The sequence below is a fragment of the Staphylococcus condimenti genome (genome assembly GCF_001618885.1).
Classification (GTDB): Bacteria; Bacillota; Bacilli; order Staphylococcales; family Staphylococcaceae; genus Staphylococcus; species Staphylococcus condimenti.
Genome location: NZ_CP015114.1, coordinates 2268039 through 2287697, shown reverse-complemented (window position 1 = coordinate 2287697; position 19659 = coordinate 2268039). Strand labels below are relative to the sequence as shown.

Annotated in this window: 17 protein-coding genes and 1 pseudogene; 8 read left to right on the top strand and 10 right to left on the bottom strand. The window is 34.2% G+C overall.

All coding sequences use genetic code 11. The annotated features are described in order from the left end of the window. Window positions 1–13: 13 nt before the first annotated feature. On the top strand, window positions 14–688 hold the full coding sequence (locus tag A4G25_RS10820; RefSeq protein WP_047131505.1) for a response regulator transcription factor: 675 nt from the start codon (window positions 14–16) through the stop codon (window positions 686–688). Beyond that, on the top strand, window positions 681–2060 hold the full coding sequence (locus tag A4G25_RS10815; protein WP_047131506.1) for a sensor histidine kinase: 1380 nt from the start codon (window positions 681–683) through the stop codon (window positions 2058–2060). The genes A4G25_RS10820 and A4G25_RS10815 overlap by 8 nt, the downstream gene beginning before the upstream one ends. Before the next feature lie 47 nt (window positions 2061–2107). Here the strand turns inward: A4G25_RS10815 and mqo are convergent, their stop codons facing one another. Then, window positions 2108–3589: a malate dehydrogenase (quinone) gene (gene mqo, locus A4G25_RS10810; protein WP_047131507.1), complete on the bottom strand. Its 1482-nt coding sequence runs from the start codon at window positions 3587–3589 to the stop codon at window positions 2108–2110. A 339-nt stretch (window positions 3590–3928) separates the two neighbouring features. Between mqo and A4G25_RS10805 the strand changes: the two genes are divergently transcribed. After that, window positions 3929–5101: a glycosyltransferase gene (locus A4G25_RS10805; protein ID WP_047131508.1), complete on the top strand. Its 1173-nt coding sequence runs from the start codon at window positions 3929–3931 to the stop codon at window positions 5099–5101. 100 nt (window positions 5102–5201) lie between these two features. Here the strand turns inward: A4G25_RS10805 and A4G25_RS10800 are convergent, their stop codons facing one another. Beyond that, entirely contained in the window at window positions 5202–6803 is a 1602-nt protein-coding gene (locus tag A4G25_RS10800) for an L-lactate permease (RefSeq protein ID WP_047131509.1), read from the bottom strand. Between the two features lie 401 nt (window positions 6804–7204). On the opposite strand from A4G25_RS10800, the gene A4G25_RS10795 reads away from it, so the two are divergent. Continuing rightward, a complete protein-coding gene (locus tag A4G25_RS10795) occupies window positions 7205–8926 on the top strand; it encodes a CDP-glycerol glycerophosphotransferase family protein (protein WP_047131510.1) in 1722 nt (573 codons plus the stop codon). A gap of 58 nt (window positions 8927–8984) precedes the next feature. Here the strand turns inward: A4G25_RS10795 and A4G25_RS10790 are convergent, their stop codons facing one another. Then, window positions 8985–9773, bottom strand: a complete 789-nt coding sequence (locus tag A4G25_RS10790) for a hypothetical protein (RefSeq protein WP_047131511.1) — start codon at window positions 9771–9773, stop codon at window positions 8985–8987. Between the two features lie 216 nt (window positions 9774–9989). Between A4G25_RS10790 and A4G25_RS10785 the strand changes: the two genes are divergently transcribed. Continuing rightward, window positions 9990–10985 (top strand): NADPH:quinone oxidoreductase family protein, encoded by a 996-nt coding sequence (locus A4G25_RS10785; protein ID WP_047131512.1) that lies wholly within the window; start codon window positions 9990–9992, stop codon window positions 10983–10985. Window positions 10986–11181: 196 nt separating this feature from the next. Beyond that, window positions 11182–12546 (top strand): glucose transporter GlcP, encoded by a 1365-nt coding sequence (glcP, locus tag A4G25_RS10780; protein ID WP_047131513.1) that lies wholly within the window; start codon window positions 11182–11184, stop codon window positions 12544–12546. A gap of 115 nt (window positions 12547–12661) precedes the next feature. Here glcP and A4G25_RS10775 read toward each other — a convergent pair whose 3' ends face one another. The 3 genes from A4G25_RS10775 to A4G25_RS10765 all read right to left on the bottom strand — a co-directional run bounded on the left by A4G25_RS10775 (window position 12662) and on the right by A4G25_RS10765 (window position 14813). Further along, window positions 12662–13699 carry an NAD(P)/FAD-dependent oxidoreductase gene (locus tag A4G25_RS10775; RefSeq protein WP_047131514.1) on the bottom strand — a complete coding sequence of 346 codons (1038 nt, stop codon included), beginning with the start codon at window positions 13697–13699 and terminating at the stop codon, window positions 12662–12664. Window positions 13700–13847: 148 nt separating this feature from the next. Further along, a complete protein-coding gene (locus tag A4G25_RS10770; RefSeq protein ID WP_047131515.1) occupies window positions 13848–14285 on the bottom strand; it encodes a DUF2871 domain-containing protein in 438 nt (145 codons plus the stop codon). 93 nt (window positions 14286–14378) lie between these two features. Continuing rightward, window positions 14379–14813 (bottom strand): MarR family winged helix-turn-helix transcriptional regulator, encoded by a 435-nt coding sequence (locus A4G25_RS10765; RefSeq protein WP_052766739.1) that lies wholly within the window; start codon window positions 14811–14813, stop codon window positions 14379–14381. 158 nt (window positions 14814–14971) lie between these two features. On the opposite strand from A4G25_RS10765, the gene A4G25_RS10760 reads away from it, so the two are divergent. After that, a complete protein-coding gene (locus A4G25_RS10760; RefSeq protein WP_047131516.1) occupies window positions 14972–15907 on the top strand; it encodes a magnesium transporter CorA family protein in 936 nt (311 codons plus the stop codon). 52 nt (window positions 15908–15959) lie between these two features. On the opposite strand, the gene A4G25_RS10755 is transcribed toward A4G25_RS10760, so the two are convergent. Next, window positions 15960–16520 carry an LOG family protein gene (locus tag A4G25_RS10755; protein WP_047131517.1) on the bottom strand — a complete coding sequence of 187 codons (561 nt, stop codon included), beginning with the start codon at window positions 16518–16520 and terminating at the stop codon, window positions 15960–15962. Window positions 16521–16647: 127 nt separating this feature from the next. On the opposite strand from A4G25_RS10755, the gene A4G25_RS10750 reads away from it, so the two are divergent. After that, window positions 16648–16998, top strand: a complete 351-nt coding sequence (locus A4G25_RS10750; protein ID WP_047131518.1) for a DUF4889 domain-containing protein — start codon at window positions 16648–16650, stop codon at window positions 16996–16998. A gap of 163 nt (window positions 16999–17161) precedes the next feature. Here A4G25_RS10750 and A4G25_RS10745 read toward each other — a convergent pair whose 3' ends face one another. The 3 genes and pseudogenes from A4G25_RS10745 to A4G25_RS13350 form a co-directional block, all read right to left on the bottom strand. Continuing rightward, on the bottom strand, window positions 17162–18439 hold the full coding sequence (locus tag A4G25_RS10745) for a cation:dicarboxylate symporter family transporter (protein WP_047131519.1): 1278 nt from the start codon (window positions 18437–18439) through the stop codon (window positions 17162–17164). A gap of 181 nt (window positions 18440–18620) precedes the next feature. Continuing rightward, window positions 18621–19004, bottom strand: coding sequence for an EamA family transporter (locus A4G25_RS13355; RefSeq protein WP_335339493.1), 384 nt, complete (start codon window positions 19002–19004; stop codon window positions 18621–18623). A 132-nt stretch (window positions 19005–19136) separates the two neighbouring features. Beyond that, window positions 19137–19523: pseudogene (locus A4G25_RS13350) on the bottom strand (DMT family transporter); the annotation flags it as partial. Between the last annotated feature and the right edge of the window lie 136 nt (window positions 19524–19659).

Sequence of the window (19659 nt, the reverse complement as noted above, 5' to 3'; positions counted from 1 at the left end):
TGGAGAGGATATAATGACAACATGTTTAATTGTAGATGATGATTACCAAATTCTGCATTATGTTTCATCTTACTTAGAAAAAGAAGGATTTAAGACAGCAACACAATCAAACGCAGTAGATGCTTTAAAATATTTAGAACAGCATCATGTTGATATTGCAGTAGTAGATATCATGATGAATGGGATGGATGGTTTTGAGTTATGCCAAAAAATCAAAGACAACTATACGTTGCCTGTCATCATGTTAACAGCTCGCGATGCATTAAGTGATAAAGAAGAAGCCTATTTAACAGGCACTGATGACTATGTTACCAAGCCTTTTGAAGTCCAAGAATTAATTTTTCGTATTAAAGCTGTTTTACGACGCTATCAAATCAACGCTGAAAATGAACTTGAAATTGGCAATTTAAAATTAAATCAATCCTATTTAGAAATCGCAACTGCTAATAAAACAATGACCTTGCCGAATAAAGAATTCCATCTTCTATTTCTTTTAGTCAGCCATCCCAAACAAGTATTCAGTCGAGAAGAATGTATCGAACGCGTTTGGGGCTTTGATTATGATGGAGATGATCGTACAGTTGATGTACATATTCGGCGTTTACGCAATCGTTTATCTAAAATCGGCAGCGATGTCAGTATTGAAACAGTACGCGGCTTAGGTTATAAGGCGGAAGTACATGTTTAAAACACTTTATTCAAGGATTGCGATTTATACAGTTGTCATCATGTTATTTAGTGCGATTTCGAGTTTTATTCTGTCGAATATTTATTACCATGTTTATTTGAAGCCTTCTAATGATCAAAAAATAATGACGACACTTCAAGAAGCCAAACATTACCAAGAATCAACACACACCCAAAATATGAAAGCTTATTTCCAACATATCAGCGAATTAAATTTTCAGGTACTTACAATCAATAAAGCAGGGAAGCGACATTTTTATGGTGACAAATTCCGTCGTGATAACCTCTCTAAAGAAGCAGTACGTCAAGTATTCAATAATCAAAATTATCATGGCATCCGCAACCATCCTTACCAATTATTTGTAACAGGATTTTTTGATAATGAAACTGCCAATACTGTAGGTACAAGTTTTAACACACCGCAAGGTAAAGTGGCTGTATTTATACGTCCTGATATCGGTAAATCATTCAGTGAGTTCCGTGTTTTCTTAGCCATTTTACTAGTCTTATTACTAATGATTTCAATGATTTTAATTATTAGTTCAACTTATGCCTTAATCAAACCTATTTCTCAATTAAAGCGTGCTACAAATCGTTTGATGGAAGGTGATTTTAATACACCGATTGCGATTACACGTAAAGATGAGTTCGGTACTTTACAATATCGCTTTGACCAAATGCGCCTATCCCTAAAGCAATTAGATGATATGCGCCAGCATTTTGTTCAAAACGTCTCACATGAAATCAAAACACCTTTAACTCATATCCATCAATTATTGAATCGATTAAGTACAGCTGATAGCGAGGAAGACCGTACATTTTATATATCTGAAATTTATGATACAACAAACCGATTAAGCAACCTTACACGCGCCTTATTATTACTTGCTGAGTTAGATAATCATGAACACCTTGAATTCAAAGATGAGATTCAACTTGCTGAAATTATTCGTTTGATTATTCGTCATGAACAATACTCTGTCGATGCTAAAGATTTAATTATTATGACGGATACTGAAAATGTAACCATTCAAGGTAATTACAGATTGTTGTACCAAGCTTTTCAAAATATTATTTCAAATGCTATTAAGTATGCTGAGCAAGACGGCAGTATCGATATAGATATAGCTACTTCAGAACAAGATAATGATGAAATCGTATGTCGTATTTCTGATGATGGTCCTGGCATGTCTGAAGATACAAAAACTCATTTATTTGAACGTTTTTATAAAGGTACACATTCTGCGACTAGTAATGGCCTTGGTTTAGCAATTGCTCAAATGATTATTCAACTTCATGGCGGTAAGGTCGAAGTTGAGAGTACACTTGGAGAAGGCAGTACGTTTATTATTACACTTTCAAAAAAAATATAAAAAAAGCAGATGCAAACGGTTGTCAATCGTTGCATCTGCTTTTCATTTTATGATTGTAGTTTTAAATATTTATCTTCTTCTGCTTTTACTTCTTTATAAAGTTCTGGGTTTTCAGCTAAAGGTTGTCCGAATGACGGAATCATCTCTTTAATTTTACTTTCCCATTGTGGGAATTCATCTTTGAAACAACGTTGTAAAATATCCAACATTACATCCACTGCTGTTGAGGCACCTGGAGATGCACCTAGCAATGCAGATAAACTTCCATCTTCGTTTACAATTACTTCTGTACCGAATTGTAACGTACCTTTACCTTTGTCTGTATCTTTAATCACTTGTACACGTTGGCCTGCAACTACAGGGCTCCAGTCTTCTTTTTTAGCATTAGGAATAAATTCTCTTAATTCTTCAATGCGTTCTTCATCAGACAGCATTAATTGCGAAATTAAATACTGTGTTAACGGCATTTCTTTCACACCTGCCGATAACATTGTTAACAAGTTATTAGGTTTTACAGATTTGATTAAATCCATGTTTGTACCTGTTTTCAAGAATTTTGGTGAGAACCCCGCAAATGGGCCGAATAACAATGATTTTTTACCATCGATATAACGTGTATCTAAGTGAGGCACAGACATTGGAGGTGCACCTACTTTAGCTTTACCGTATACCTTAGCATCATGTTGTTCTACGATTTCTGGATCTTGACATACTAGGAAAATACCACTAACTGGGAACCCGCCGATATGTTTAGATTCTTTGATATTTGTTTTTTGGAGCAATGGCAAACTTGCACCGCCTGCACCGATAAATACAAAATCAGATTCGTATACTGTAACATCGTTTGTAAGTAAATCTTTTACTTTAACTTTCCAAGTACCGTCTTTTTGTTGCTTAATATCAAGCACTTGATGCTCATATTCAACTTGGACATTGTTTTCTTCTAAATAGTTGAATAATTTACGTGTTAAAGCGCCGAAGTTAACATCTGTACCTGATTTATCACGACTCACTGCAACTGGTACTGGACTTGTACGGTTTTCCATCATCAGTGGCAGCCACTCAGCAATTTTATCTTTATCTTCAGTCATCGTCATTTCTTTGAAAAGTGCATTTTCAGTCAATGCTTTGACACGGCGTCTTAAGAAATCAACATTGCGTACGCCGATTACAAAACTCATATGTGGTACAGTGTGAATGAATTCTTCCGGCTGCGTTAAGTTACCATGTTTAACTAAGTAAGCCCAAAATTGTTTAGATACTTGGAATTGTTCATTGATTTTCAATGCTTTTGAGATATCAAGAGAGCCATCTGGCATTTCTTTTGTATAGTTCATCTCACATAATGCAGAATGCCCTGTACCTGCGTTATTCCAAGCATTTGAACTTTCTTCTGCTGGTTCTTTCAGTTTTTCAAAAACCTTAATTTCTTTTTCCGGTGCAACTTTTTTTAATAAAGTACCTAGTGTCGCACTCATAATTCCGCCACCAATTAAGATGACATCTGTTTTGCTATGTTGTGCACTCATAACAAATACAGCCCCCTTTTTAATAATTAAAGATGACATTTTCTTAAGCATGTTTCTCAACCCTCTCTTTCAACCTTCTCTTGAGAAAGCGCTTTCTACTATAAAAAAACAAACACACCTAAGAACGTCTTTAGTTGTTAGGTTACAACCACTTTGATGTAATGAAGAATATTTTGCTCTATTCTTTTATTATATACGTATTCATCTTAAGACAAAAGGGGTAAGGATACTTAATCAGCAAATTAATATAGATTGTTACTTAAACGCAATGTACATTGTATTCAATCATAGGTAATATGCTATAATTAGATGAAAAATTACAGGAGGAGCTGACACAAAATGAAGTCAATTACATTCTTAATGCACAACATATTTGCTATGGGCGGAACAGTTAAAGCAGTAACCCAATTAGCGAATGTATTGGCAGATAAAGGGCATGATGTAGAAATTATTTCTGTATTCCAGGGCAGCAAGTCTCCTTATTTTAAACTTCATAACAAGATTAAGGTTACGTCACTTATAGATTATAATCTAAGACCCAAAAACATTTTAAATATCACAATCAATCGATTACGTAGATGGACACCTTTATTCAAACCTACTATCTTATCAAGTTACGAACCTGGATTAAACCAATTTTCTAGTTATGTAGAAAAGAAAATTGTTCGTGCTATATCAGAAGTGGACACAGATATATTAGTCGGCACTCGTGCTAGTTATAATATTTTAATCGCAGATCATGCTCCTTCTTCTGTCATGACTATCGGTATGGAGCATATGAACCTCCATGCGCATCCCACTTCTTATCAAAAAGAAATCATAGAAGCTTATAAAGATTTAGACTGTATTACAACTTTAACGAATACAGATCGTAAAGTTTATGAAAAAGCGACACATGTTCCTGTTTATACAGTGCCTAACATGATTAATGAGTCTCGTATTGAAATCCCCAAAAAGCCTCAAATTATTGCGGCTGGTCGCTTAGAATACGAAAAAGGATTTGACTTGTTGTTGCAAAGTGTTGAATTAATTCAAGAAAGTTTACGTGAAATGAATTATTCACTCAAAATTTATGGGGATGGTCAACAAAGAAATGATTTAGAAGACTATATTCAACAACATCAATTAAATGATATTGTGTCTATTCACCCTTCTACAATGCATTTGCCGCTTCGATTAGCAGAAAGCACGATCACTGTAGTACCTTCTAGAAATGAGGGTTTCGGTCTGATTATTTTAGAAGCAATGAACCAAGGTGATATCGTGGTCAGTTTTAAAGGCAACGCAGGTCCTGAAACTTTAATTCGTTCTGGATATAATGGTTATCTTGCGAAACAGCAAAACTTTGAAGACTTGGCAGATGATATTTCAAATGTGATTTCTGCACCACCTTCCGAACAAGGAAAAATTATAGAACGCGGTTTCGAAACAGTCGCTCAATATTCTCCTGATCGTGTCTATCATGATTTTATGAAAGCTGTCGATAGTCAACAAGAAACCCAAATCAGCTAAAACTGACTTGGGTTTTTTGTTTTTAAAACTTTAATAATTCAACTAAATGAAAATACCGCTGTATGCTTAATGCTACGCATACAACGGTAATTTTTTGAATTTAGAATATTAATGATAATATGAATGTCCAGATACAGATAAATGCTAAAATACCAACACTGAATCTTAATGACATTTTTAAAAGTTCAGATTCTTTACCTACTTCTTTAACAGCAGCTGTGGCAATTGCGATAGATTGTGGAGAAATAATTTTTGCCGCAACCCCACCAGCAGTATTTGCTGCTACAAGCAATCCACCGCTTACTCCGATTTGACTTGAAACTGATGCTTGAATTGGTGCAAACAATGAGTTGTTGTTTACAACAGATCCTGTCATAAATAGACCGATCCAGCCTAAAATTGGTGATAATAATGGGAAAATACCGCCTGTTTTAGAAATACCTTGTCCCATTGCAGCACTTAATCCCCCATAAGTTGTTAACTTAGATACTGCTAAAATGAAACAAATTGTAAAGATAGAAATCCATAATTCTTTGAATGTTTCTCCTAATAAATGACCTGCATCGCCAATTGTTGTATTTTTAGATAATAACAATGTAATGATGATTGTTAATAAAATAGCTGTTCCTGTTTGACCAATAATATTAAAGTTCAACACGATTGATTTATGAGTTGCTTCGCTCATTGTTCCAGGTAAAGGAATAGCCGCAGTTAAAAAGCTTAAAGCGCCTCCTGGCAAGAACAGTTTTTTAAAGAATGGCATACTCCAAATCATTACGAAAATTGTTAAGATGTAAAATGGACTCCACGCATACAAAACCTCTTTAACAGATAACTTTTTGATTTTAGGTGGCTCTGCATCTTTTTGAATTCGGAAAATATGTTTTGGTTGGAATTTTCTGCTGAATAAAGCAAGTGCTCCCATTGATGCAAGTGGCGGGATAATATCTGCTAATTCAGGACCTTGTGCCAAAGTAAGGATACCTTGAAGTACAGTATAAGTAATTGATACAACTAAAATTGCTGGCAAAGTTTCTTTAATTCCTTTAAACCCATCAAGAATAAACACTAATAAGAAAGGAATAAAGAAGTTAATAAATGCTAATGTGAATGTTGAATAACGTGAAACTTCGATTGCTGTGATACCGCCATGCAAGTTTAAAGTGTCGATAACCGCTACTGGTAAACCAATTGCTCCAAAAGCTCCAGCTGCTGCATTGGCTACTAAACATAGCATCGCAGCTTGTAAAGGTTTAAATCCTAAATAAATTAAAAGTAAAGAACAGATTGCAATTGGTACACCAAATCCTGCTGCACCTTCTAAAAATGCGTTAAAAGAAAAACCGATTAATAATAACTGAATACGTTGGTCTTGTGAAATACTGGCAATACTGTCTTGAATCATACCGAATTGACCTGTTTTAGTTGATAATTTATACAACCATACAGCCATGATTACGATATAACCGATCGGCAACCAACCTTGATAAAATCCTTCAACTACCGCTCCTGCAGCTGAACCGCCTGGCAATTTGAAAATGAATACTGCTACAATCAATGTAATAACTAAAGTTGTAATTGCAGCATAAATCCCTTTCATTTTAAAAATTGTTAAGCATAATAAGAATAAAATAATTGGAATACTTGCTATAAGACTTGATATTGCAAGATTATTGAATGGATCAAATGAAGATACTAACATAACTTACCCCGCTTCTTTCTATTTTTTATTTTATTGATAGTTTGTATATCATTGACTTTATTTATTATTGTGAATTAATTCACATATAATATACCACGATTATTACCACTGTACAATCTTTTTTTAAAACTTTTTTCAAACTGTTTTTCAACTATAAAAGCCTTTAACATCAATGTATACGCTTACATTTAAGCTGTTACTCATTTTACTGTATCAGTCCTTAAATCTATTTTTACTAATACAGTTTTGCAAAACTAATTTTTAAAAACTTTCTCATTTAACTTGAAGGTTCTCTTTCCTTCTTTTTAATTGAAGTGATAAAATAGAGATTAATAGATTATGATAACTATGCATTAAAAAACATTGCATTTTATTCATATGAAAATCAAAGAGGTTTTACAATGAAAATAATAAAATTAGAATATAAACAAGGGGATGAAATGCTATTTGCTTTAAAGAAGGCAAAGAAAGATGGCTATTCGCATTTTATTCCAACTGACTTGAACATAGATATTTATCCGGATCAAATGGATGCTATAACACAGAAAGATACAAAAGAATCTGTCATTATTGATTATACAGTAAACCAATATTACCAAAATGACTGCCGTTACTTCGGTAATACTTCACTTACTTTTGACGAATGGATGAATAACATCAATCATTATCCAAATATGCTATTCAGTATTCAACAAAGTATCAAACAACTTAAATCTGAAAGTTGTGAAACTGCATTTGACTTAGCAATAGCAATATTACTATTTCATAAAGTAAAAGTGGATGGTCATGTCGTTTTTGATTTTAAAGAAAGTTGTCGCACTTCCGCTTCTTTCTATACAACGCTTCAAGATCAAACTTTTTCGGAATTAACACATTTTAATTTAAATAAATTAGCATACTTACACCATCATAAAAAACCATTTAAAACGAATCACTGTGCTCTGCCAGAAAACCCGCGTTTTATTGACAAGATGCTATGGAATACTCGCTTCAAAGCACCTCATTTCATAACAAGTTCAGTGCTTGATAGAAGCAATGAAAAGCATCAAAAATCAAGTAATATATACGAACCGACTTCTGCGAATCTGAATGGTGCAGTTGTCTTTTTAGGATTTGATTATGGATTTAGAGGCAATTCTCGATATTTATTCAATTATTTTGCCAAACATCATTCTCAGTATCCTGTTTATTTTATTACTTCTGAAGCAACTGGGCCGCATTTCATACAACCTGATGATCCTGAAGCCGAAAGATTAATTGAAAATGCAAGCGTTGTAGTAGTTGAAAGTTATATTCCAGACCACTTAAAACTTAATGGAACTATTATTCAGTTATGGCATGGTACACCTATAAAAAAATTGTTCTTAGATAGTAAAGAACCCTTTCAAAATAAAGATATATACAATTATAGAGCCAGAAAATATAATAAGTGGATTCAACAAAATTATTTAATTTGCGATAGTATGAGAGCCGCTGATTTATTCGAATCAGCTTATCCTATGCAGTATAGTGAAATGGTCGCGTGCGGGTACCCACGTGTACGATATTTAATTGATAAAAAAGACGATAGACCGTACGTCCGTTTTATTAAAAAGGAACTTCAGTTAGATTTAAATAAACCGACATTACTATATGCGCCTACTTGGCAGACAGACAGTCATAAAGAGAACCTCTTGCCAATCGACCAAAAATTATTAGCACATTATAACGTCGTTTATAAAGGGCATATTGAAGAATTGAAAAATATGGCTGAGTACTTACCAAAAGAAGTCATTATACCTTCAGCACATATAGAAACTCAAGATTTAATTTTAGCTTCTGACGTTGTATTAAGCGATTATTCATCAATTGTCTTTGATTCATTAACGATTAACTTACCTACAGCGCTTTATACACCGAATATAGCTGAATATGAAAAAGAGCGTGGCTTATATCCAGAAGTACTGAAAACTTTTGACCGTATACGCTACAAAGATGCAGATCGGTTAATTAATGATTTGATTGAACATCGCATTAAACCTATTGGAAATCCTTTCCTTAACCGAAATAACCATTCCTTTGAGACAATTTCTAGTTTGATTGTTCAAAATTTGCCTAGTTCCATGCGTAAACGTAATAAGTAAACTATCATAAAAAAACTCGAGCACAAGATTTTGCGCTCGAGTTTTTTACTATATTCACTTACTGTTGACCATTATAAGCTGGATCAAGAACACTTGCTTCACCCTTTTGATTTACACTGACAATTGTGTATGTTCCAGGGTTCGCTTGATTTGCAAAACTGAATACATAAGAATAAGTTCCATTGCCAAGGCTATCAATACCATAATCATTGTATGCATTTTGTTGGCCATTTAAAGAATTCGCTGCGTTTTGGGCTGTATTTAATGATTGTGGGAAATTAGGTAAATTTCTTAAAGCATCTTGGTTGTTAGATGGTGCCTGCACAATATTGCGTGCTGCTGGTACAGCATTTTGGCTTTGATACGGTGCTACATAACCTGTTTGAGTTGTATTAGCATTTTGGTTTCCATCCGCACTCGCACTTGTTGTATCTGCACTGTTTCCATTTTGATTTGTCTGATTTTGGCTGCTGCCGTTGTTAGTTACTTGTTGATTATTTTGCGATTGGTTATCAGCATTATTATCAGAAGATGTATTATCTGCTGAATTTGAAGTACCGTTTGAATCATTATTTGTTGCAGCGTTATCAGAACTGCTGTTGTCAGAAGATGATGATGCATTATTTTCATCTGATTTAGAATCTTTAGAAGTGCTGTCCTTACTATTCTCATCTTTGCTATTCTTATCTTTGTCTTTGTTGTCTTTACTATCAGTTTTTTTACTGCTGTCGCTTTCTTGTGTAGTTTTATTCTTATCTTTGTTGGCGTCTTCTTTTTTGTTGTCATCGTTACCACAAGCAGCGAGCACTAACATTAACGTTAAAATGCCGGCAAATAACTTTTTCATTGGTTTTCCTCCTCATGTCATATATCTTTTTTATTCCTTATTAAACTATTCACTTCCATTATATTTTATAAACATTAAAATTGTTAATATTCTTTTAATCTTTAGTTCTTATATACCTTTTATGTTCATTAGATGTCAGAAATTCTCTTGGTTGTTGTCGACTTTTTTACGTGTTAAAATTTTTTTAGTTTAATCTATCGAAAGGAATCAATATATATGACAGAGACATTCCAAGCTTATTTTTCAGATAAAGTTGAAGGGAAAGTATCTTCATCTTTCAAAGATTTATCTATAGAGGAATTGAATGAGGGAGACGTATTAGTTCGTGTGGCTTATACAAGCATCAACTTCAAAGATGCGCTCGCAGCAGCTAAGGGAGCTGGCGTTGTAAAAGAGTATCCTATTATTCCTGGTATCGATTTAGCAGGTACAGTTGTAGAATCTAATTCTTCTGCACATAAACCAGGCGATAAAGTGATTGTGACAAGTTATGATTTGGGGGTCTCACATCACGGAGGCTTTAGTGAACTAGCGAAAGTGAAAGAAGAGTGGATTGTTCCACTTCCTAAAGATTTAACATTAGAAGAGGCAATGATTTATGGTACTGCTGGTTATACTGCTGCTTTAGCTATTCAAAAATTAGAAGATAACGGATTAACTGTTGAAGGCGCGCCTATTTTAGTTCGTGGGGCAAGCGGCGGCGTCGGTAGTCTAGCTGTTATGATGTTAAGCAATATTGGTTATAAAGTCGTTGCAAGCACTGGCAACAATGAAGCAGCAGATTACTTAAAATCCTTAGGTGCTAAAGAAATTGTACCTCGTTTAGAAGAGACATCTGACAAGCCGCTCGGCAAACGTGAATGGCAAGCAGTAGTTGATCCAGTAGGCGGCAGCCATGTCGGCGATGTTTTGAAACATTTGCAAATCAGAGGCAGCGTTGCATTAATTGGAAACACCGGTGGTATTGAATTCAATGCAACAGTGTTACCTTTCATCTTACGCGGTAATAATTTATTAGGCGTTGATTCAGTTGAAACGCCGATGCTCTTACGCAAACAAATCTGGCGCCGTTTAGCAACAGACTTGAAACCTGAACAATTGCATACGATTAAAAATACCATTGATTTTAAAGAGTTGCCTGAAGCAATTGAAAATGTATTATCTCATCAAGTAACCGGACGTTATGTTGTAAAGATTAATGCTGAAAATTAATGGCATATGATACCATCTCTTCTTTTGAAGGGATGGTATTTTTTAATAGAAAAACATCAGCAAATTTTTCTGAATCAAACCGATTTTACTTTTAATTCTAAATAATATAATTATTATCCACACATTAAAATGATATTTACTTTAATTTTATGAAAGCGTATACTTAATCTGAATTCAATATACTGGAGGTTTACTTATGGGGAAAAATTTTAACAAAAGCCTCATCTTTTTCCTAGGAGCATTAGGCGGTTTATTATACGGCTATGACATGGGAATTATCTCAGGCGCATTATTATTTATCGGAAAAGATATACACTTAACAAGTACTACTGAAGGACTTGTTGTGTCATCAATGTTAATTGGCGCCATCGCAGGTTCTGCACTTAGCGGACCTGCTTCTGATAAACTTGGTCGCCGACGCGTTGTGTTTGTTATCGCAATCGTCTATATCGTCGGTGCTTTAATCTTAGCATTTGCACCATCTATGCCATTCTTAGTATTGGGTCGAATTGTTATCGGACTTGCAGTCGGAGGTTCTACAGCAATCGTACCCGTTTATTTATCAGAAATGGCACCGACAGATTCACGCGGTTCTTTAAGTTCATTGAACCAATTAATGATTACAATCGGTATTTTATCTTCATACTTGATCAATTATGCATTTGCAGGTATTGAAGGTTGGAGATGGATGCTTGGATTAGCAGTCGTACCTTCTTTAATATTATTAATCGGTGTTGCTTTTATGCCGGAAAGCCCAAGATGGCTTTTAGAACACCGTGGTGAAAAAGCAGCTAGAAAGGTAATGCAACTGACATTCCCAGCAAATGAAATCGATAAAGAAATTGCAGAAATGAAAGAAATCAATGCGATTTCCGAAAGTACTTGGAATGTATTAAAATCACCTTGGTTACGTCCTACTTTAATTATCGGCAGTGTCTTTGCATTATTCCAACAAATCATTGGTATTAATGCGATTATCTACTACGCACCGAAAATTTTTACTAAAGCAGGATTAGGAGACTCAGCTTCGATACTTGGTACAGTAGGTATCGGTATAGTTAACGTTTTAGTGACAATCGTAGCCATCATGATTATTGATAAAATTGATCGTAAAAAATTATTGGTAATCGGTAATATCGGCATGGTTGCTTCATTAGTGATTATGGCTATTTTAATCTGGTCGATGGGTGTGCAATCATCTGCATGGGTCAGCATTATCTGTCTAACAATCTTTATCATTTTCTTCGGTATTTCATGGGGACCTGTATTATGGGTAATGTTGCCAGAGTTGTTCCCTATGCGTGCACGTGGAGCAGCAACAGGTATTGCAGCATTAGTTCTTTCAATCGGAAGTCTATTAGTTGCTCAATTCTTCCCAATGCTAACAGCAGTAATGCCGACTCAAGGTGTATTCTTAATCTTTGCTGCCATCGGTATCGGCGCACTCTTCTTCGTGGTTAAATACTTACCAGAAACACGCGGACGCAGCTTAGAAGAAATCGAAGCAGAATTACGTGCACGTACTTCTGCAACATCAGCTAACTTAGATCGCCATAAATAAAATAGTTAAAAACTAAAAAAGTGCTATTTTCATTTTATTGAAGATAGCACTTTCTTTTTATATTAAAAGACTAAACCCGCAGAAACTTATTCTTCCTACGGGCTCTTTTAAATGTTTATTCTTGATTATACTTTTCAATAATCTCTTTATTTTCTTCTTTGAATATTTCGTTATGACTTGATACATACCCCTCTTCAGCCGCTTCAGGTTCAATATATTTTTTTGCCAAGTTTGCAGCGTTACCGGCGTCACTGAAGGCACTTGCAATTAAATGTGCTTTAGCACCATGATGGATTATATCACCGCATGCAAATATACCATTAATACTTGTTTGAGTATTGCCTTGTCCTTTTATTTGATATTCATTTTCCATTTCTAATTGTGTTGCAGCTTCTTCTAACAAAGGATTTTCAATATCAAACCCATGGCTAATAATTACTTCATCAACAGGTATTGTCTCTGCTTCACCTGTTTCGCTATTCTCAAGTACGATTTCTTTAATTTTTTCATGATTATCATCACCAATTAATGCTGTGATTTGAGAGCTCGGATGAAGCATGACACCTTTATCGCATAATTTAGCTTGTGTTCCTTCATAGCCTTTCATTTTATCTTTTCGATAAACAAGTCTCACACTTTCAGCATAAGGTGCAATATCGCAAGCCCAATCAAGTGCTGCATTGCCTGCTCCAGAAATCACTACTTTTTTCCCTGAGAAGCGTGAAAGTTTCTGAACAACGTAGTGTAAGTTAGAAATTTGATAACGTTCAGCATCTTTAATATCGAGTGGTTTAGGATTAATAATTCCTCCGCCAACTGCAATAATTACTGACTTCGATTCAAATACTTCATCTTTGTCTGTCGTAATCTTGAAATGACGTTCGCCTAGTTTTTCAATATTTGTCACACGTGTTTCTAAATTAACTTCCAGTTGAAAATGCAAACCTTGTTCAATCATATCTTTAATGATTTGGTAACATGGTTTAGGTCCGATGCCACCGATATCCCAAATGATTTTTTCAGGATACAACTGCATCTTGCCGCCTAATTTATCTTGAACATCTATTAAACGCACCGACATACCACGCAGGCCAGCATAAAAACTTGCATATAAACCAGCTGGACCGCCGCCGATAATCGTAACATCTTTCATAATTTTATCCTCCAATTATCTATCTAGAAACATTTTTTAATTGAAAATTATTCTCAACTATATTTTACAACACTTTCTCTTGTTTAGCACCCTTTCCATTCCAAAAACAAAAAAGCATATCACTAAATTAAGTGATACGCTTTAAATCTTATTTTTGATTTTGATATGGCTTCCCATCAATCGGATCAGTAAGAATTGCTTTCTTCAATAAAAAGAATAAAATAATGAAGCCGGCAGATAATGTCATATGTCCAAGCCCTGCAATACCTGCAAGTCCTGGTGAAACATGTGCACCAACTACCTGCATTGTACCTTTAATAGCCATCATACCAACTGTGACTACCACACCAATGTTATAAACATAGTAGAACCAATTAAACAAATAATATTTACTTAGTTGGAAAAGTTTTTCAAAAACAATTAAAATCAAGAACATAAACATACCTAACATTAATGTATGTGTATGTACTACTACAAGTTGTGTATCACCTGTAAAATCATAAGCTTTTGTCAGCTCACGATAATATACGCCGCTTAGTAAACCAATAATGGTATAAGTCAAAAATGTATATAATATTCTGCGCATAACAGTTCCTCCTCTATATCAATTCATATTATATATGATATACAGCTTTTCAGAAAGCTCATTTCATATAGTCAGACGATTGACACATAATGTTTACATTTCATCAAGTTCTTGCAAATTATCATGCATCGTTATTAATATAGATTTCAAGGCATCTCGGTCAGCCTCAGGTATTCCTTCAAAAATCACAGCTTCTACTCTATTCAAAACTTCAATAATATCTCGAACTTCTTTATAAGCTGTGCGACTAAGACCTACAAGTTTTTTTCTAGTGTCTGCTTCATCCACAAAATGTTCTATTAATTTTCTTTTTTTCAAACTTGTCAGTGTGCTGCTTACTGTTGCGCCTTTTAGATTGAATGTTTCTATTAAATCATTTTGAGTAATTGCTTTTGATTCGTGTTCAAAAATAAAGCGCAAAATTTGAGCTTGTTCTTGTGTAATCCCATAAGGTTCTAATAAGCGATCTGCTTTTATTTTCATTTCATTGGAAATCATTCTGATTAAATACTGAATTGTTGTCGCCACTGCTGGCACTCCCTTTCAAGTTAGACTACACAAATAATTAAATTATGGTACTATAATTAAGCGTATATTTATTAGATTAAGCAAAGCGTTATCCTATATTGTAAACTAATTTATATTTTTTAAAAATCAATTCAAATTTTAGAAAGGGAGTTCCCTCAATGATAACTGCATATAAGCATAATATTCATCAAGATATCCACACAACTTCCTTAGACGAAGGGCTATGGATTAATATGATTGAACCGAGCCGCGAAGAAGTGGAAACATTGATTGAAAAATTTAATATACCCGAAGATTTCCTTAAGGACCCCTTGGATGCTGATGAAAGTGCCCGTGTTGAATTTGATGATGAAACGGGGTATTCATTAATTATTATCGATATTCCTATCGTAAATAAAAATAACCATAAGATATTATCTTTCATGACAATTCCACTGGGTATCGTAATTGGACATGGCCGCTTAATTACTGTATGTGATCATGATGTTGATTTTTTAGAACACTTTACAAAACCTGGCAATAATTTGCACTATCGCAGTCAACTTGCTTTAAACATTCTTGTCACAGTATCGAATCATTATAACCGTAATTTGAGATTACTGAATAAGTCCCGTTTACGTATCGAACGTGATTTAAAAAAATCGGTAACGAATAAACAACTTTATAATTTAATGGAAGTTGAAAAAAGTTTGGTCTACTTCTTGGCAGCACTTAAAGGTAATGAAGATGTGTTTAAAAGACTATTTAAATTACCTCCGATTAAGCGCTTTGAAGAAGATGAGGATTTAATTGAAGATTTATTTGTCGAAACAAACCAAGCTATTGAAACAACTGAATTGCATACACGTATCTTAGAGAGTATTACAACGTCTTATGAATCGCTTTTATCAAATGATATGAATACTATTATGAAAACTTTGACACTCTTCACTGTTTTTCTTACATTACCGACATTGGTCTTCAGCTTCTTCGGGATGAATGTTCCACTGCCGATTAATGACCACAGTCCAATCTCATGGATTGTCACATTATGTATTTCTTTAGTTCTAGTAACTGTCGTTTTCATTCTCTTATGGAGACGCGGCAAACTTTGAACTTAAAATATCGCATCACATTCGCTTATGAATGGAATGTGATGCGATATTTTTAATATTGACGTATGTTCGGTGAGTGATAATGCTCTACAAATTGGATTAACTCCTCATAATCATTTGTAAAACACATTAAATTTCTATCATCTTCTGATAAAAAACCTTCTTCTACCATCTGATTATAAAATGCTTGTATTTTATCGTAATAACCATTTACATTCCAAAATACACATGGGTTATTATTTTGGCCAATACGAGACCACGATACCATTTCAGTTATTTCTTCCAACGTTCCAGGGCCTCCTGGCAGTGCTAAACAAACGTTTCCCCGTTCAAGCATTGCTGCTTTACGTTCTGCCATAGAATCTACAATAATCAATTCATCCAGACCTTCGTGTGCGATTTCTCGATCTGCTAAAAATTGCGGCATAATACCGATTGCATGACCGCCATTTACTTTCACAGTATCTGCTAATGTTCCCATCAACCCTACTTTTCCACCACCGAAAACTAATCCATAATTTTGTTTGGCCATCCACTTACCAAGCGATTCAGCAGCTTCTTTATAAACTGGGTTATTTCCTTCACTTGCTCCGCAATATACAATGATGTTCATTTTAAACGCCTTCCTTTCTCGTATATCCTCTCTATTGTAACAAAGTCTTCTTTTAATATAATCACTTCTCATTGCATTCTTAAGATATTTTATGTATAACTAACTATAAAGAGAAAGGAGCAAAAAAATGAAAAATAAAAAAGCTTTAGGCTTCACACTAATCGCTGTAATGGCAGTAATTTGTGTTGTTTTAGTCATTATGATGATGTCTTCTGGTAAAAAAGATACATATTACGGTATCATGAAAGATAATCACACTGTAGAAAAAATGGTACGTGAAAAAGACCAAAAAGTTGAAAAAGACGTACACATTAAAACAGATGACAATTTCAAACCTGAAAAAGGCCAATTTGTTATGCTAGTTAAAAAAGAAGGTTCTGATGAGTTCAGTAAGAAAAAAGTAGTTAAACATGATGATATTCCTCATGGGTTAATGATGAAAATTCATGACATGAAAGGTATGCACATGGATCACTAATCAAATATAATTTTATCTAAGTTGGAACATTTGATTGTTCCAGCTTTTTTTCAATTTAAAAAGGCACTAGTCAAAAATACGACTAGTACCTCATAGAATATAAATTATGTCAGAAAGTTTAATTGTGCGTAAGACCGAAGTCTTCGCTATTTTTTTAATTTGCTTAAATAGAATTTAAATAATCTTTGTTTTGTTCTTTGTCAAATACGCCTTCCCATTTAGCAATTACTACTGTAGATAAAGCGTTACCTACTACGTTAACACAAGTACGTACCATATCTAAAATACGGTCCACACCGATAATCAATGCAAGTCCGGCTGCTGGTAATCCCATAGAACCTAATGTTGTTAATAAAACAACAATTGAAGTACCTGGTACAGCTGCCATACCTTTAGAAGTAATCATTAAAGTAAAGATTAAGACTAGTTGCTCAGGTAAACTTAAATGAATGCCGTACATTTGTGCTACGAATAATGCTGCAATTGATTGGTATAATGCAGATCCGTCTAAGTTGAAAGTATAACCAATCGGGATAACAAAAGATGTAATATCTTTTGGCGATCCAAATCTTTCCATTTTCTGCATCATTACTGGTAATACTGCTTCAGAACTTGATGTTGAAAAGGCAAGTAAGATTTCGCTTTTTAATACTTTTATAATATCAAATACACTTGTGCCAGCTAATTTCGCTACAATTCCTAATACAACGACTACAAAGAATATCATTGCGCCGACTACAACAAGTACAAGTTTTAATAACGGAATTAATGCTGAAGCACCAAATGTCATTATTGTTACACAAATAAATGCAAATACGCCTAATGGAGCGAGTTTTAAAATTTTATTAATCATCCAGAATGTCGCTTCCAACACACCGCCTAAGAAATCTTTGACAGGTTTACCTTTTTCACCGATTGCCGCAATACCTAAACCGAAGAATACTGCGAAGAAGATAATCGGAAGCAATTCACCTTTGGATAATGCTTCGAAAAAGTTCGTTGGAATAATGTTTACAATTGTATCGATAAAATGATTACCATATGTAGAATGTTCAGCAGCATGTGCTGATGATTCATATTTTGAAATATCACCTTTAGGTAATTTGTTTGGATCTAAGCCCGTCCCCGGTTTAAATAAATTAGCAAACAATACACCTAAAGCAATTGCAATTGTTGTTATAATTTCAAAATATACAATTGTTTTCAAACCATATCGCCCAACTGTTTTAGATTCACCAACACCTGATATTGATAATGCCAGTGAACAAAATACTACTGGAATGACAATCATTTTAATTAAGTTTAAAAATATGTCACCAAGCGGCTGGATATAGTTCGCTATATCTTTATGTCCATATAATAATAGTCCTACAACAACGCCAAGAACCAGTGCAATCATAACCTGCATTGGTAAACTAATTTTTCGCTTAAATAAAGCCATTGATGCATCTCCCCTTTTTCTGACATTGTTTAATTATATCAGAAAATAAATAATTAGGATAGAAAAAATTAAAAGTTCAACCTAATATTACACTAAATGATTAAAAAGAAAATATGAATTAGTGTAATTAGTGTTAAAAGGCAACTTATAACTTTCTATCCTAATTATGAGATACACACTATTAATCTTTGACGACAGCTAAGAATATGACCATCAATACAATACAACCTACACCTGCAACTTGCCAAATACCGAAAGATACACCTAACCATACTACTGATAATAATATCGCAGTTAATGGTTCTATTGTTCCTAGTACACTGGCCTCTTGAGGATATAGATAATTCAAACTAGAAATGAAGAGCCAGAACGCAAACATTGTTCCTAAAATAACTGAAATAAATATATAAATCAGTACTTTTAAATCCCAATTCGACGTATCAACTTGCCAAATCGGATGTAAGAAGTTTAAGAAAATACCTGCTATAAACATAGCCCAACCAACTACATTCACAGTTCCCCATTTAGCTAATAACTGAACTGGATATATTGTATAAAAGGCCATTGCAAAAGCCGACATCAGTCCCCAAACAATTGCTGGCATAGGTACTGACAATGTTGCAAGTGAACCATTTGTTAATAACAAGAATGTACCGCCCAACGCTAATGTAACTGCGATACCTTCTTTCCATTTAAAGTTAATAACTTTAGTTGCAACAAGATATAAAATAATGATAACTGGACCTAAATATTGCAGCAATGTAGCTACGGCTGCATTACCATAATGAATTGTTGCCATGAAACAATATTGCACACCCAGCATACCCAAGAGCGAATACACAATTAATTTTATTACGGCTTTTTTATCTGTTCAAATTGTAATTGTTTTCTTACCTTCTAAGAAAAATGAAGTAAGAATTAAGAGTAAACCAGATACTAATAATCTCACACCTACAAACCAAGTTACCGGTAAATGTTTATTTTCAAATAACCATTGGGAAACCGTTCCCCCGACACCCCAAAATATTGCTCCTACGATTACTAAAACAAATCCCGGCCACCGTTTTTGATTTCTGTGTGCCATACTGTCCCTCCTATCATGTTATTTCTCTATGCTGATACTAAAGGTGTTATAACCATTTTGGGTGATATTAATCACATTATGGTAAAGTTGATGAAAATGTCATTAAATCGATTCATCGACCTTTAAGTTATAGAAC